The 14,615-nt window shown below is 70.4% G+C and carries 11 protein-coding genes; 7 read left to right on the top strand and 4 right to left on the bottom strand.

The genetic code is table 11. The features are described 5' to 3' along the window. Window position 1: 1 nt before the first annotated feature. From LPN01_RS11490 to LPN01_RS11460, 7 genes are all read left to right on the top strand, one after another. A complete protein-coding gene (locus LPN01_RS11490; RefSeq protein ID WP_316747767.1) occupies window positions 2-1,171 on the top strand; it encodes an isovaleryl-CoA dehydrogenase in 1,170 nt (389 codons plus the stop codon). A gap of 40 nt (window positions 1,172-1,211) precedes the next feature. Continuing rightward, window positions 1,212-2,810 (top strand): carboxyl transferase domain-containing protein, encoded by a 1,599-nt coding sequence (locus LPN01_RS11485; RefSeq protein ID WP_316747818.1) that lies wholly within the window; start codon window positions 1,212-1,214, stop codon window positions 2,808-2,810. 151 nt (window positions 2,811-2,961) lie between these two features. Continuing rightward, on the top strand, window positions 2,962-3,312 hold the full coding sequence (locus LPN01_RS11480) for an endonuclease domain-containing protein (RefSeq protein WP_262828556.1): 351 nt from the start codon (window positions 2,962-2,964) through the stop codon (window positions 3,310-3,312). Between the two features lie 3 nt (window positions 3,313-3,315). Continuing rightward, a complete protein-coding gene (locus LPN01_RS11475) occupies window positions 3,316-3,795 on the top strand; it encodes a nuclear transport factor 2 family protein (RefSeq protein ID WP_262828555.1) in 480 nt (159 codons plus the stop codon). A gap of 49 nt (window positions 3,796-3,844) precedes the next feature. Next, window positions 3,845-5,686 carry an acetyl/propionyl/methylcrotonyl-CoA carboxylase subunit alpha gene (locus tag LPN01_RS11470; RefSeq protein WP_262828554.1) on the top strand — a complete coding sequence of 614 codons (1,842 nt, stop codon included), beginning with the start codon at window positions 3,845-3,847 and terminating at the stop codon, window positions 5,684-5,686. 26 nt (window positions 5,687-5,712) lie between these two features. Continuing rightward, window positions 5,713-6,165, top strand: coding sequence for a MaoC family dehydratase (locus tag LPN01_RS11465; protein ID WP_262828553.1), 453 nt, complete (start codon window positions 5,713-5,715; stop codon window positions 6,163-6,165). Window positions 6,166-6,333: 168 nt separating this feature from the next. Then, the gene (locus tag LPN01_RS11460) at window positions 6,334-8,802 is read left to right on the top strand and encodes a TonB-dependent receptor plug domain-containing protein (RefSeq protein WP_262828552.1); all 2,469 of its coding nucleotides are present in this window, start codon (window positions 6,334-6,336) and stop codon (window positions 8,800-8,802) included. A gap of 22 nt (window positions 8,803-8,824) precedes the next feature. Here LPN01_RS11460 and LPN01_RS11455 read toward each other — a convergent pair whose 3' ends face one another. The 4 genes from LPN01_RS11455 to LPN01_RS11440 all read right to left on the bottom strand — a co-directional run bounded on the left by LPN01_RS11455 (window position 8,825) and on the right by LPN01_RS11440 (window position 14,611). Then, window positions 8,825-10,177 (bottom strand): FAD/NAD(P)-binding protein, encoded by a 1,353-nt coding sequence (locus tag LPN01_RS11455; protein WP_262828551.1) that lies wholly within the window; start codon window positions 10,175-10,177, stop codon window positions 8,825-8,827. Beyond that, window positions 10,174-12,570 carry a DUF3772 domain-containing protein gene (locus LPN01_RS11450; RefSeq protein ID WP_262828550.1) on the bottom strand — a complete coding sequence of 799 codons (2,397 nt, stop codon included), beginning with the start codon at window positions 12,568-12,570 and terminating at the stop codon, window positions 10,174-10,176. Before LPN01_RS11450 ends, LPN01_RS11455 begins: the two co-directional genes overlap by 4 nt. 92 nt (window positions 12,571-12,662) lie before the next feature. Beyond that, window positions 12,663-13,460, bottom strand: a complete 798-nt coding sequence (locus tag LPN01_RS11445) for an SDR family NAD(P)-dependent oxidoreductase (protein WP_410482826.1) — start codon at window positions 13,458-13,460, stop codon at window positions 12,663-12,665. A gap of 8 nt (window positions 13,461-13,468) precedes the next feature. After that, window positions 13,469-14,611, bottom strand: coding sequence for a fumarylacetoacetate hydrolase family protein (locus LPN01_RS11440; protein ID WP_262828618.1), 1,143 nt, complete (start codon window positions 14,609-14,611; stop codon window positions 13,469-13,471). Window positions 14,612-14,615: the final 4 nt, after the last annotated feature.

Here is a 14,615-nt window from a genome sequence, read left to right as displayed (position 1 = left end):
TGTGATAACCAATTTCGATTTCGCCTTGGGCGAAGCGGCCGACATGATCCGCGAGAGCACGCAGCGCTTTGCCGCCGACCGGATCGCGCCGCTCGCCGCGAAGATCGACGCGGACGACTGGTTTCCGCGCGACGAACTCTGGGCGGCGATGGGCGAGCTGGGCCTGCACGGCATCACCGTTCCCGAAGCCGACGGCGGCCTCGGCCTCGGCTATCTCGAACATGTCGTCGCGGTCGAGGAGGTGAGCCGTGCCTCCGCCTCGATCGGGCTCAGCTACGGCGCGCATTCCAACCTCTGCATCAACCAGATCAGCCGCTGGGCGAACCCCGAGCAGAAGGCGAAATACCTCCCCGGCCTCATCAGCGGCGAACATGTCGGCAGCCTCGCCATGTCGGAGGCGGGCGCGGGCAGCGACGTCGTCTCGATGAAGCTGCGCGCGCGGCGGACCGACGACGGCTACGTCCTCGACGGCACGAAATTCTGGATCACCAACGCGGCCTATGCCGATACGCTCGTCGTCTATGCGAAGACGGGCGAGGGGTCGCGCGGCATCACCGCCTTCCTGATCGAAAAGGACATGCCCGGGTTCGCGATCGGTCAGAAGATCGACAAGATGGGCATGCGCGGATCGCCCACCGCCGAACTGGTCTTCACCGACTGCCACGTCCCCGCCGCCAACGTCATGGGGCCGGAGAACGGCGGCGTCGGCGTGCTGATGAGCGGGCTCGACTACGAGCGCGCGGTGCTGGCGGGGATCCAGCTCGGGATCATGCAGGCGTGCCTCGACGTCGTCGTCCCCTATGTCCAGGAACGCCGCCAGTTCGGCCAGCCGATCGGCCAGTTCCAGCTGATGCAGGCGAAGATCGCCGACATGTACGTCGCGCTGAATTCCTCGCGCGCCTATGTCTATGCGGTCGCCAAGAGCTGCGATGCGGGCAAGACGACGCGCTTCGACGCGGCCGGGGCGATCCTGCTTGCGAGCGAGAATGCGGTGAAGGTGTCGCTGGAGGCGATCCAGGCGCTTGGCGGCGCGGGTTACACCAAGGACTGGCCGGTCGAGCGCTTCATGCGCGACGCCAAGCTGCTCGACATCGGCGCCGGCACGAACGAGATCCGCCGCATGCTGATCGGCCGCGAACTGATCGGCGCCGCACCCCGGGTGGCGCAGTGACGCGCTGCGCCGCAGTCTCCCTCCCCGTGGCGGGGAGGATCTGATGGGTCCGGTCCTCGCCACGGGTGTCGTCCCGGACAGCGATGGCTTCGCCCGCAACGCCGCCCACAATCGTGCGCTCGCCGACCGTTTGCGCGCCGACGTCGCCTGCTTCGGTCTCGGCGGCAATGCGAAGGCGCGCGACCGCCATACGGCGCGCGGCAAGCTGCTGCCGCGCGACCGCGTCGAACGCCTGCTCGATTCCGGCAGCGCGTTTCTCGAAATCGGCCAGCTCGCCGCGTACGGCCTCTACGACGACGAGGTGCCCGGTGCGGGCCTGATCGCCGGCATCGGCCGGGTATCCGGGCGACAGGTGATGATCGTGTGCAACGATGCGACGGTGAAGGGCGGTACCTACTTCCCATTGACTGTGAAGAAGCATCTGCGTGCGCAAGAGATCGCGCAGGAAAACCGGCTGCCCTGCATCTACCTCGTCGACAGCGGCGGCGCCAACCTGCCGCATCAGGCGGAGGTGTTTCCCGACCGCGATCATTTCGGCCGGATCTTCTTCAACCAGGCGAACATGTCGGCGCTGGGCATTCCCCAGATCGCCTGCGTGATGGGCAGCTGCACCGCGGGCGGCGCCTATGTGCCCGCGATGTCCGACGAGACGATCATCGTGCGCGGACAGGGGACGATCTTCCTCGCCGGTCCGCCGCTGGTGAAGGCCGCGACGGGAGAGGTCATCAGTGCCGAGGAACTGGGCGGCGCCGATACGCACGGTCGCCGGTCCGGCGTGGTCGACCATGTCGCGGAAAACGACGATCATGCGCTGACGATCGTGCGCGACATCGTCGCGACGCTGCCGCCGCAGACCGGCGCCGCGCCGCTCGCCGATGCGCGCGCGCCGCTCTATCCGGCCGAGGAGCTGTACGGCATCGTCCCCGACGACGTCCGCGCCCCCTATGACGTGCATGAGGTCATCGCGCGGCTGGTCGACGGATCCGAATTCCACGAGTTCAAGGCGCTGTACGGCGCCAGCCTCGTCTGCGGCTTCGCGACGATCCACGGGCTGCCCGTCGCGATCCTCGCCAACAATGGCGTATTGTTCAGCGAAAGTGCGCAGAAGGGCGCACATTTCATCGAACTTGCCTGCCAGCGACGCATCCCGTTGCTGTTCCTCCAGAACATCTCCGGCTTCATGGTCGGTGGCAAGTATGAGGCGGAAGGCATTGCGAAACATGGCGCAAAACTGGTCACGGCCGTCGCGACCGCCAGCGTTCCCAAGATTACCGTGCTGATCGGCGGCAGCTTCGGCGCGGGCAATTACGGCATGTGCGGCCGCGCCTATTCGCCGCGGTTCCTGTTCACCTGGCCGAACAGCCGGATCAGCGTGATGGGCGGCGAGCAGGCGGCCTCGGTGCTCGCCACCGTGCATCGCGACGCGGACGGCTGGACGCCCGACCAGGCCGAGGCGTTCAAGGCGCCGATCCGCGCCCGGTACGAGGACGAGGGCAATCCCTGGTACGCGACCGCCCGGCTGTGGGACGACGGCATCATCGATCCGGCGCAGTCCCGCGACGTACTGGGCCTAGCCCTCGCCGCGACGCTCAACGCGCCGGTGCCCGAACGGCCGAGCTTCGGCGTGTTCCGGATGTGATGGCATGGGCGGCGGATCAGTCCTCCCCGGCACGGGGAGGGGGACCGCGCCTCACAGAGGCGTGGTGGAGGGGCAGCCACGTGCATCGGCGGTCGCCGTGCTGAGGGCTGCGTCCGCCACCGTGGCCCGCGCGCGGCGTCAGCGTCGGGACATGTCCCTTCCTGAAATCCTGCTCTGGCGGGTTCTGAAGCAGCGGCCGGCCGACCTGAAGTTCCGCAAGCAGCACCCGATCGGCATGTACACGCTCGACTTCTTTTGCGCGGCGGCGACGCTTTGCATCGAGGTCGACGGTGCCGCGCACGACTGCGGCGATCAACCGGCGTTCGACGCGGGACGGACGGCGTGGCTCGCCCTCCACAATATCGAGACGTTGCGCATTCCTGCGACCGCCATCCTGCGCGATCCCGAAGCCGTAACAGATCATATCGTGGCGACCGCCCGCGCGCGGCTGCCCCTCCGTCAGCCCTGCGGGCTGCCACCTCCCCGTTCCGGGGAGGAATGAAAGATGACGACCATGCTCCCGCTCGCCCTCATCCTCGCGCTCCAGACGGGCGACCGGCTGCCGCCGGCCAATCCCTTGCCCTATGCCGATCCGGCGGCGGCGGCGGTGATGGCGCCGATCGACGCGATGTTCCGCGGCCTCGCCGCGCACGACGGCGCGGCGATCCTGGCGCAGGTCCGGCCCGAAGGCGGCGCGACCGTCGCGATGGAACGGCCCGACGGCGGCCGCACGATCCGCCGGCTCGGCTGGGCGGAATTCGCCGCGGGCGTCAAACCCGGCCCCGACCGGCTGGAGGAAAGGCTGACCGACAGCGTCGTCGAGGTCGACGGCGACATCGCCATGGTGTGGGGTCCCTATACCTTCACCGTGAACGGCAAGATCCACCATTGCGGCGTCGACCACTTCGACCTCGTCCGCGAAGGCGGCGCGTGGAAGGTGCTCAACGTCACCTGGACGCAGCGCACGACCGGATGCCCGGCATGACGGCGACGCGCGCGACCATCCTCAATCCCTTCGAACGGCAGGCCTGCGCATGATCGAATCGCTCCTCATCGCCAACCGCGGCGAGATCGCCTGCCGGATTATCCGCACCGCGCGCGCGCTCGGCATCCGCACGATCGCGGTCTATTCCGACGCCGACGCGCGCGCGCTGCACGTCCGCGAGGCGGACGAGGCGGTGCACATCGGCGCATCGCCCGCGCGCGAAAGCTATCTGGTCGCCGAGCGCATCCTCGCGGCGGCGCGCGATACCGGGGCGGCGGCGATCCATCCCGGCTACGGCTTCCTCAGCGAGAATGCCGATTTCGCGCAGCAAGTCATTGATAACGGGATTGTCTGGGTCGGTCCCCGGCCGGCGAGCATCCGCGCGATGGGGCTGAAGGACGCCGCCAAGCAGCGGATGATCGCCGCCGGCGTGCCGGTCACCCCCGGCTATCTCGGCGACGATCAGGATCCCGCACGGCTGGCGCGTGAGGCCGCGGCGATCGGCTATCCCGTGCTCATCAAGGCGGTGGCGGGCGGCGGTGGCAAGGGCATGCGCCGGGTCGACGATGCCGCCGCCTTCGCCGACGCGCTCGCCTCGTGCCAGCGCGAGGCCGCTGCGGCGTTCGGCGACGACAAGGTGCTGATCGAAAAGTACATCCTCAGCCCGCGGCACATCGAGGTGCAGGTGTTCGGCGATACCCACGGCAACGTCGTCCACCTGTTCGAACGCGATTGTTCGCTCCAGCGCCGGCACCAGAAGGTGATAGAGGAAGCGCCAGCCCCCGGCATGGACGCCGACACCCGCGCGGCCGTCTGCGCCGCCGCGGTGAAGGCGGCGCAGGCGGTCGACTATGTCGGCGCCGGCACGATCGAATTCATCGCCGACGCCAGCGACGGGCTGCGCGCCGACCGCATCTGGTTCATGGAGATGAACACACGGCTCCAGGTCGAGCATCCGGTGACCGAGATGATTACCGGCCAGGACCTGGTCGCCTGGCAGCTGCGGGTCGCGAGCGGCGAGCCGCTGCCGTGCCGGCAGGACGAACTTGCCATCGACGGCCATGCGATCGAGGCCCGGCTGTATGCGGAGGACCCCGCGAAGGGCTTCCTGCCCAGTATCGGCCGACTGGAGGCGTTCGACCTCGGCGATACCGCGCGCGTCGACACCGGCGTGGAGCGCGGCGCGACCATCTCGCCCTATTACGATCCGATGATCGCCAAGGTCATCGCGCATGGCGCGACGCGGGAGGAAGCGCGCGAGACGCTGGCCGACACGCTCGACGCGGCGGTGGTCTGGCCGCTCCGCAGCAACGCGGGGTTCCTCGTCGAGGCGCTCGACCATCCCGATTTCGTCGCCGGCCGGGTCGATACCGGGTTGATCGCGCGCGAGGGCGACGCGCTGATGCCGCCCGTGCTGCCGAGCGAGGAGGTGCTCGCCACCGCCGCGGCGGCGCTCGCCGGGCCGCAGCGAATCGCCGGCTTCCGCCTCAACGCCGCGCCGCAGCGCACGGCGCGGATGCTGGTCGGCGGCGAGCCCGTGTCCGTCGACTTTGCCGCCGTTGCGGTATCGCCGGTCGCGCACGACCGGTTGCTGGTAACCGAGGGCGGCCAGACGTGGGAGGTCACGCCCTTCCGCGCCGCCGGTGCCGCGGCGGGCGGGGCCGGGGACGGCGCGATCCTGTCGCCGATGCCCGGCCGCGTCATCGCGGTCGAGGTCGCCGCGGGCGACGCGGTGGTGAAGGGACAGCGGCTGGTGACGCTGGAAGCGATGAAGATGGAGCACAGCCTGACCGCGCCGTTCGACGGCCATGTCGCCGACCTCGCTGCGCAGCCCGAGGGCCAAGTGACCGAGGGAACGCTGCTCGTCCGCATCGTCCGCGACGGGGAATGACGGAAATATCGTGGAAAGGCATATAGATGGCCGGCAGACATTATGACGAATGGCAGGTCGGCGACCGGCTGACCCACGACATCCGCCGCACCGTGACCGAGACGGACAACCTGCTGTTCTCGACCATGACGCACAATCCGCAGCCGCTGCATCTCGATGCGGAGGCGGCGCGTGCGTCCGAATTCGGCCGGATCTTGGTTAACGGCACCTTCACCTTCGCGCTGATGGTCGGCCTGTCGGTCGGCGACACGACGCTCGGCACGCTCGTCGCCAATCTCGGCTACGACAAGCTGGTGATGCCGAAACCCGTGTTCCTCGGCGATACGCTGCGTGCCGAGACCGAGGTCGTCGAACTGCGCGACAGCCGGTCGCGCCCCGACGCGGGCCTCGTCACCTTTCGGCACACGATGCTGAACCAGCGTGACGAGACGGTCTGCCAATGCCTGCGCACCGCGCTGCTGAAGCGCCGTCCCGGCTAGGGGATAGAGCCGGCAAGGACGGTCCGGCGGACCGTGTGCGACACAAGGCCCGCCAATTATCCATGCCGCAGTGCGGCATAGAATTTCTTCGCAAACGTCCCGCCTGCGGATGGAATAGACGCCCGGTCATCCGCTGCCCGCAGCGCAACGACACCACAGGGCAAGACCATGACGATCATCAGCGAACTCCTTCTCGCCGCCAGTTCCGCGGCGCTGGCCGCGCAGACGCCCGCGCCCGCCGCGCCCGCGCAATCCGCCACCGCCGAGCCCGCACAGGCCGCCCCCGTCGCCGACGCCGCGACCACCGCCGACGAGGGCGAGGACATCGTCGTCACCGGCACCCGCGTCGCCGGCCGCAGCCGGCTCGACAGCGTCGCGCCGGTCGACGTGCTGAGCGGCGCGAGCCTCCAGCGGCAGGGGACGACCGAGCTCGCCACCGCGCTGTCGGCGATCGCCCCGTCGATCGACTTCCCGCGCCCCTCCGCCAACGACGCGACCGATGCGATCCGCCCGGCGACGCTGCGCGGCCTGTCGCCTGACCAGACGCTGGTGCTGGTCAACGGCATCCGCGGGCATACCTCCGCCAACCTCAACACCAACGGCACCGTCGGCCGCGGATCGGCGGCGGTCGACCTCAACACCATCCCGACCGTCGCGCTCGACCGGATCGAGGTGCTGCGCGACGGCGCCTCCGCCCAATATGGCTCGGATGCGATCGCCGGCGTCATCAACCTGCGCCTGCGCGAGGCGCGCTCGGGCGGCGGCGCGCAGGTCAATTACGGCTTCTACGACACGCAGGTCGACACCGCGCGCGGCAGCCGCCACGTCACCGGCGAACATGCGGTCACCGCCTCGGCGTGGCAGGGCATCGGCTTCGGCAGCGACGGTTTCGTCACCGTTTCGGGCGAATATCTGAAGCGCCAGCCGACCAACCGCGCCGACTTCGATCCGCGCGTGTCGCCGACGCGCGTCACCGGCCGCTATGGCGATCCCGAGGTCGAGCAATATACCGGTTTCGTCAATGCGGGCACGTCGCTGACCGATACGCTCAGCCTCTACGCGTTCGGCGGCTATCAGGACCGCGACACGCGCGGCGCCGCCTTCCCGCGCGTCAATCCCGCCGCGCAGACCGCCGCCAACGCCATCACCCGCCGGCAGCTGGCGCTCGCCGGCTATCCCGACGGCTTCCTGCCGATCATCAATACGCATTCGAAGGATATCAATTCGGCGGTCGGCCTGCGCGGCACGGTGTCGGACTTCGACGTCGACCTGTCGGTCAGCTACGGCCGCAACACCGTCGATTTCCGCACGCTCAATTCGACCAACTACGCCTATGGATCGTCCAGTCCGCGCAACTTCGACGATGGCGGCATCGCCTACGACCAATATGTCGCCGGCCTCGACGTGACGCGCAAGTTCGACGTGTTCCGCTCGCTCAACCTCGCCTTCGGCATCGAGGGCCGGCGCGAGGGGTACAAGATCACCCCCGGCGAGCGCGCCTCCTACGACTATCCCGCGACCGCGACCGACGCGGTGGCGGGCTCGGCGCCCGGCGCGCAGGGGTTCGGCGGCTTCGCCCCGCGCAACGCGATCGAGCGCAGCCGGCGCAGCGGCAGCGTCTACGTCGATATCGAGGCACAGCTGACCGACAAGCTGCTGTTCGGCATCGCCGGCCGCGGCGAGACCTATTCAGACTTCGGCAGTACCGCCAACGGCAAGGTGTCGGCGCGCTACGACTTCGCGCCGTGGTTCGCGTTGCGCGGCACCGCCTCCACCGGTTTCCGTGCGCCCTCGCTCCAGCAGCAATATTTCACGCAGGTCGCCTCGGTCGTCACCAATGGCGTGCCGATCCTGACCGGCACCTATCCCTCGACGAGCCCGGTCGGCACCGCGCTCGGCGGCCTGCCGCTCGAACCTGAAAAGTCGACCAACCTGTCGGTCGGCACTGTGATCCGCGCCGGCGGGTTCGACCTGACGGTCGACGCCTATCGCATCCACATCCGCGACCAGATCGGCCTGTCGGAGAATATCGCGGCCTCGTTCAGCCCCGCCGTCGCCGGATTGCTGGCGCCGTTCAACGTGTCGGCGGCGCGCTTCTTCATCAACGGGCTCGCCTCGACCACGAAGGGCATCGACGCGGTCGCGCATTATCGCTGGCGCACGACGGGGGCGGGCGCGTTCGACTTCACGCTCGCGGGCAACATCAACGACGTGACGGTGACGCGCGTGCCCACCTCCACCGCGACGCTCAACCCCGCGCCGACGCTGTTCGCGCGCAGCCGCATCCTGACGCTGGAGGACGGCACGCCGCAGCAGAAGGTCACCGGCAGCATCGACTGGTCGCTCGACCGGCTCGGCGCACTCGCCCGCGTCACCTATTACGGCGACGTCAACCAGGCGGGGACGGTGCAGAGCGCCGACGTCCACACCGGCCGCCACGCGATCACCGATCTGGAACTGCGCTATTCGGCGCCGAAGGGGGCGCAGATCGGCCTCGGCGTCAGCAACCTGTTCGACGTCTATCCGGATCGCCAGATCGCCGCGAACAATTCCACCGGCGTGCTGGGCTTCCCCTATTATTCGCCGTTCGGCTTCAACGGGCGCTACCTCTACGCGCGCGTCGGCATCAACTGGTGATCCGGGCGGGGCGAGGGGGCGGTCACAACCCCTCGCCGCCGACCCATTGCGCATGCGCCAGCCGGCGGGCCAGCGCCCAATTCTGCTGGCGGATGTCGGGCACGGCGACGACCTCCCACAGCTCGCCGCGCGTCATCGGTCCTATGCAGTAGAGCTGCGGATCGGTGCGGCCGGCGGCATCGACGACGTTGGACTGGGCATCGACGTCCAGGCCGATGCGCAGCGCGTCGGGCCGCACCATGCCGTCGTCGAGCAGCTGGCGCAGCAGCGGCTCGTCGGTGCGCAGCAGGTCGCCCTGCGGCCCGGTGCAATTGACGATCCGCGCCGCCGCGGTCGCGACGACGGTGTCGCCGTGCCGCGGGCGCCAGCGCAGCAACGCGCCGCCGGCCTGCGCCTCCACCCCGACGAGCTTGCCCGCCGCGAAGCGCAGCCGGCCGCTGTCGCACAGCGCCGCGACCCGTGCGGCGACGTCGGGCGCCAGCCGGTGGCGGTGCACGTCCCAGAAGGGGCGCAGGTGGCGCAGGAAGCGTGCCCGCGTGCCGGCATCCGCCGCGCCCCACATCATCTGCGTCACCGGGCGCAATTCGTCGACCGCCGCGCGCCAGCCGATCGTCGCCGCGCGGTCGCGGACGCTGCGCACCAGTGCGGGCAGGGTGCCGGCCGGACGTTCGCGCAGGCCCGGCCGTGCGGCGCCGTCGGCATGCGCGCGGGGCACGAGGCCGCGACGCGACATCGCCAGCATCCGTCCGCCGAACCCCGCCGCATCCAGCATCAGCGCGGCATCGATCGCGGTCAGCCCGCTGCCGATCAGCACCACCGTGTCGTCGTCGGCGAGCCCTTCGGCGATGTCGCCCGCCCACGGATCGGCGCGATAGCAGCCCGCGGGCAGCGTTGCCGGATCCAGCCCCGGCGGGGTGTGCGGCGGCAGGTTGCCGATCGCCAGCACCGCGACGTCCGCCTCGACCCGCACGTCGCCGGCGACCAGCGTCATGCCGCCATCGCGCCGTTCCAGCGCGGTGACCGCGCCGTCGACCAGCGTCAGCCGCGACGGATGCGCCGCCAGCGCCGCATCCAGCATCGCGCGCAGATAGCTGCCATAGACCCGCCGCGAGACGAAGGTGCGCGCGTCGCCCAGCCCGTTCGCCTCCAGCCAGCGGACGAAATGGCCCGGCTCGTCGGGCAGAGCGCTCATGTTGCCAGCGCGCACGTTGAGCAGATGGTCCTCGTGCGCGGCGCTGTAGGCGACGCCGCGCGCGACCTGCGTCCTGCGCCGCTCGAACAGGGTCGCGCGTGGGCCGTCGTGCCGCATCAGGTTGATGGCGAGGAGGGTGCCCGAAAAGCCCCCGCCGACGATCGCGATATGGTCGCCGCTCATGCCGCATTCTCCGTCGACCGGATCAGTTCCATCCGCTGCGGCACCGTGCCCAGCTCCACGCCCTCTTCGCGCAGCCGGCGCAGCAGCGTCAGCAGCACGTTGCTGCGCGCCTCGCCGGTGCCGCGCGGGCTGGCGACATGGGCGTAGCAGTTGAACAGGATGCGCCCGTCGGCGATCGCGTCGACCAGCGCCGACGGCGCGGGTGCGTCGAGCACCGCGGGCTCGGCAGCGAACGTCTCCAGCACCAGCGCCCGGACCCGGTCGGCGTCGGTGCCGATCGGCACGGAAAATTGCACCTGGATCCGGCCGAGCGGCCCGGCCAGCGTCTTGTTGAGCACCGATTTGGTGATGAGTTCGGAATTGGGCACGATCAGCGTCGAATGATCGCCCAGCTCGATCTCGGTCGAGCGCACGCTGATCCGCTTGACGTCGCCCTCGTCGGTGCCGACGCGGATCAGGTCGCCGATCTTGATCGGCCGCTCGGCGAGCAGGATCAGGCCCGACACGAAATTCTGCGTGATGGCCTGCAGGCCGAAGCCGATCCCGACCGACAGCGCCGACAGCAAGAGCGCGATCCGCTCCATCCCGATGCCGAGCGAGGCGAGCGCCCACACCACCGCCAGTGCGGTGACGATGTAGCGCGCCACCAGCCGGATCGAATTGCGCACGCTGCCGTCGAGGTCGGTGCTCGGGAGGTAGCGCTGGTCGAGCCAGCCCATGAACTGCCGCACCAGGAACAGCCCGAGCGCCAGCACCGCGACGAAGCGCAGGATCGTGCCCGGCGAGATCGCGACCCCGCCGACCTGGACGCCACGCGCCAGCCCGCCGACCCGGTCGAGGAACGATCCGAAGCCGGCACCGAACGGATAGAGCATCAACCCCAGCGCGATGACGATCACCGCCAGCCGCAGCACTGCCGACAACAGAACGCCGAACTGGTCGATGGCGCTGCCGCCCAGCCCCATGCCGTGGCGCAGCGTCAGCCCGACGCGGCTCTCGCGCTGGAACAGGCTGGTCGCGACGTCGTCGATGACGACCATCAACAGGTAGGTGCACACCGCGAGCAGCGTCGCCCACAGCACGAATTGCATCACCGTGATCGCCAGCCCGACATAGCCGATCGCCAGCGCCAGCACGGTTCCCGCCGCGACCAGCCACAGCGTCAGCGTGATCGCGCCGACCCCCGCGCTCGCCGCCGCCTCCGCCGCGCTGGCGCCGTCCGCCGCCTCCTGCGCGCGCAGCCGCCCGACGATCAGCAACGTCGCGCCGATCAGCACCAGGTGCAGCATCACCTCCGCCACCTGCATCGCCAGCAACGCCGCCGGGCTCGCCCCGACCGACAGGTTGAACGCGCCGAGCATGATGACGACGAAGGTCACCGCGGCGAACGCCCAGGCGACGGGCCGCAGCGCGGTCGCCGCCCCGTCGGTCAGCGGCACGACCCGCCACGACGGCTGGCTCGCCATCAGGAACGCCGCGCCGACCGACGCGGTGAAGCCCGCGAATCCTGCCGCGACGACCAAGGCGTCGGCCAGCGGCATCCACGCGGTGGCGACCAGCGCCGACCAGCGCAGCCCCTGCACGAACAGGAAGGCGGCGGCGATCGGCATCGCGGTGCCGACCAGCACCCGCCACACCGCATTCGCCGAGCGCCGCACGCGATGCCCGGGCGCATCGGCGATCAGGTAGCGCTGGCCGATCCGCCGCAGCACCCGCCGCACGGGCACCAGCAGCGCCAGCGCCAGCAACGCGCCGAGCAGCGCGACCCAGGGGAAGCCGGCGCGCAGTGCGACGCCGACCTGCGTCGTCTCGCGCGCGCCGAAGCTCGTGATGCGCCGAAGGTCGCGCGGCATGCTGGCGACGAGGTCGCTCCAGAATACCGGCGACAGCGGCGACGCGGCGCGGACCGCGATGCGCTCGCCGAGCTCGGCCGCCTGCGTGCGGTCGATCTCCGCCACCAGCTGCCCCGCTTCGACGGCGATCAGCTGGCCGCGCTTCACCTTCGAATCGAGCGAGCTGCGCGCCTGCGCGAGTGCGCGGCGCTCGGCGCGGATGTCGGCCGCCTCGACCACGCCCGGCAGCGGCGGCCCGAGCCCGGCGATCCGCGCGTCGATCAGCGCGAGCTGGTCGCGCAATTGTTCGGCGGCGGCGGTCGCGTTGCCCTGTGCGGCGAGCGCGTCGTCGCGCAGCTTCGCCCGCGCGGCCCGGTCCTGCCGCGTGTCGAGCGCGCCGTCGACGGTGTTGAGGTCGGCTTCCGCCGCGGACAGCTGGCGCGTCGCCGCCTCGACCGGCGATGGCTGCGCAGCGGCGGGGAGGGCGGACGGCAGCGCGGCGAGCAGCAGCGCGACCACCGGCCACACCCGCATCACCGCCGCCATCAACCGCCTGTCCACGTCACAACCCCGTGCGAAGCATCACCCTCGCCAGCGCCTTGTCGGAGATCGCGGCGAAAGTCACCCCGCCGCGCGGCCGATCGCCACCGGGCTCAGCGCCAGCCGGCGTCCATCCAGTAGTTGTGGCCGGTGCACAGCCGCGCGTCGTCGGCGGCGAGGAACAGCACCAGCGCGGCGATGTCCGCCGGCATGATGCGCCCGTCGAGGCATTGTGCCGCGACGATCTCCGCCTCGCCCTCGGGCGTGTACCATTTCTCCTGCCGTGGCGTCTTGACGTTGCCCGGGATGACCGCGTTGACGCGGATATTCTCGCGGCCGAGGTCGCGGGCGAGGCTGCGCGTCAGCCCCTCGATCGCCGCCTTCGCGGTCTGGTAGAGGATCAGGTTCTCGAGGCCCAGATGCCAGCTGATCGATCCGAAGTTGACGATCGAACCGCCACCCGCCGCCGTCATCGCCGGGATCACCGCCTGCGCCGCGAAGAACTGGTGGCGCAGGTTGACGTTCATCCGCTCGTCCCAATAGGCGGGCGTGACCTCCGCGATGGTGTGGCGGTCGTCGTTGGCGGCGTTGTTGACCAGTACGTCGACACCGCCCAGCGCCCCCTGCAACTCGGCGAACACGTCCGACAGCGCGGCGAGGTCGGTCAGGTCGAGGTGCCGGAACAGCGGCGCATGCTCGACGTCCGACAGCCGCGCGACGAGCGCCTGCGCGTCCGCATCGGCGACGTCGACGAAGCCGACCTTCGCACCCTGTCGCGCGAACGCCTCGACGAGGCCGGCGCCGATCCCCGATCCGCCCCCGGTCACGATCACGCGCTTGCCGCGCAGCGAGGGGTATCGGGCGCGCCAGCCTTGCGCACCGGTCGTCGTTTCGTTCACGTCATTCTCCATCGGGGATATCATGCCGACAACAGCCCGCGGCCGGCGAGATTGCGGATCAGCGCGGTGAGGCCGAAGCGCCATGGCGGCGCCGCCTTCGACGTGGCGACGGTGTTGACCAGCCGTCCCAGCCGCGGCGTCGCGATCGCCACCGTGTCGCCGACCTTGTGGGTGAAGCCCTGGCCGGGCACGTCGCGATCCTGCGTCGGGGCGAACAGCGTGCCGAGGAACAGCACGAAGCCGTCGGGATATTGATGCTCGCTCAGCGCCTGGCGCACCAGGTCCTCGGGATCGCGGCTGATCTGGTTCATCGAGCTGGCGCCGTCGAGGGCGTGGCCGTCGGCGCCGTCGATGCGCAGCGTGATCTCCGCCTGCCGCACGTCGTCCATGCCGAAACCCGCATCGAACAGGCGGACGAACGCGCCGAGCGAGCAGGACGCGTTGTTGTCCTTCGCCTTGCCCAGCAGCAGTGCCGATCGTCCCTCGAAATCGCGCAGGTTGACGTCGTTGCCCAGCGTCGCGCCGATCGCATGGCCGGCCGCATCGACCAGCAGCACGACCTCGGGCTCCGGGTTGTTCCACGTCGAATCGGACCGGATGCCGACCGCCGCGCCCCAGCCGACGGTCGCCAGCACCGGGGCCTTGGTGAAGATCTCCGCATCCGGGCCGATCGCGACCTCCAGATATTGCGACCACAGGCCCTCGTCGATCAGCGCCTGCTTGAGCGCCGCGGCCTCCGCCGAACCGGGGACGACCGCGCGCATGCTGCCGCCGATCCGCCCCTCGAGCCGTTCGCGCACCGCCGCCGCCGCGCCGGCGTCGCCGCGCGCGCGCTCCTCGATCACGCGCTCCATCGCCGACACCGCGAAGGTGACGCCGGCCGCCTTGACGCATTGCAGGTCGATCGGGCTGAGCAGCCGCACCGGGCCGTCGACCGACAGGCCGATCGCGTCGAGCGCGCCGATCGCCTCGCCCGCGCGCGCGTCGAACGTGCCGATCGCGACCAGGTCCGCGACCGTCGGCGCCACCCGCGACATGTCGTGCGCGATGCCGTCGATGACCAGGATGGGGCAGGGGCCCTCGCCGCGGTCGATGCGGCCGAGCCAGCGGCCCGTCCGCCACTCCGCGCCCAGCGCGTCGGCAGGATCGAAGGGGATCGTCATCGTG

It is taken from the genome of Sphingomonas sp. A2-49, assembly GCF_025548555.1.
GTDB lineage: Bacteria > Pseudomonadota > Alphaproteobacteria > Sphingomonadales > Sphingomonadaceae > Sphingomonas.
This window is presented reverse-complemented; position numbering and strand designations above follow the sequence as displayed.

Coding starts and splice junctions, on each gene's coding strand:
- LPN01_RS11460 (WP_262828552.1), top strand. CDS start 6,334: ATGACGATCATCAGCGAACTCCTTCTCGCCGCCAGTTCCGCGGCGCTG.
- LPN01_RS11475 (WP_262828555.1), top strand. CDS start 3,316: ATGACGACCATGCTCCCGCTCGCCCTCATCCTCGCGCTCCAGACGGGC.
- LPN01_RS11465 (WP_262828553.1), top strand. CDS start 5,713: ATGGCCGGCAGACATTATGACGAATGGCAGGTCGGCGACCGGCTGACC.
- LPN01_RS11445 (WP_410482826.1), bottom strand. CDS start 13,460: ATGGAGAATGACGTGAACGAAACGACGACCGGTGCGCAAGGCTGGCGC.
- LPN01_RS11480 (WP_262828556.1), top strand. CDS start 2,962: ATGTCCCTTCCTGAAATCCTGCTCTGGCGGGTTCTGAAGCAGCGGCCG.
- LPN01_RS11470 (WP_262828554.1), top strand. CDS start 3,845: ATGATCGAATCGCTCCTCATCGCCAACCGCGGCGAGATCGCCTGCCGG.
- LPN01_RS11440 (WP_262828618.1), bottom strand. CDS start 14,611: ATGACGATCCCCTTCGATCCTGCCGACGCGCTGGGCGCGGAGTGGCGG.
- LPN01_RS11455 (WP_262828551.1), bottom strand. CDS start 10,177: ATGAGCGGCGACCATATCGCGATCGTCGGCGGGGGCTTTTCGGGCACC.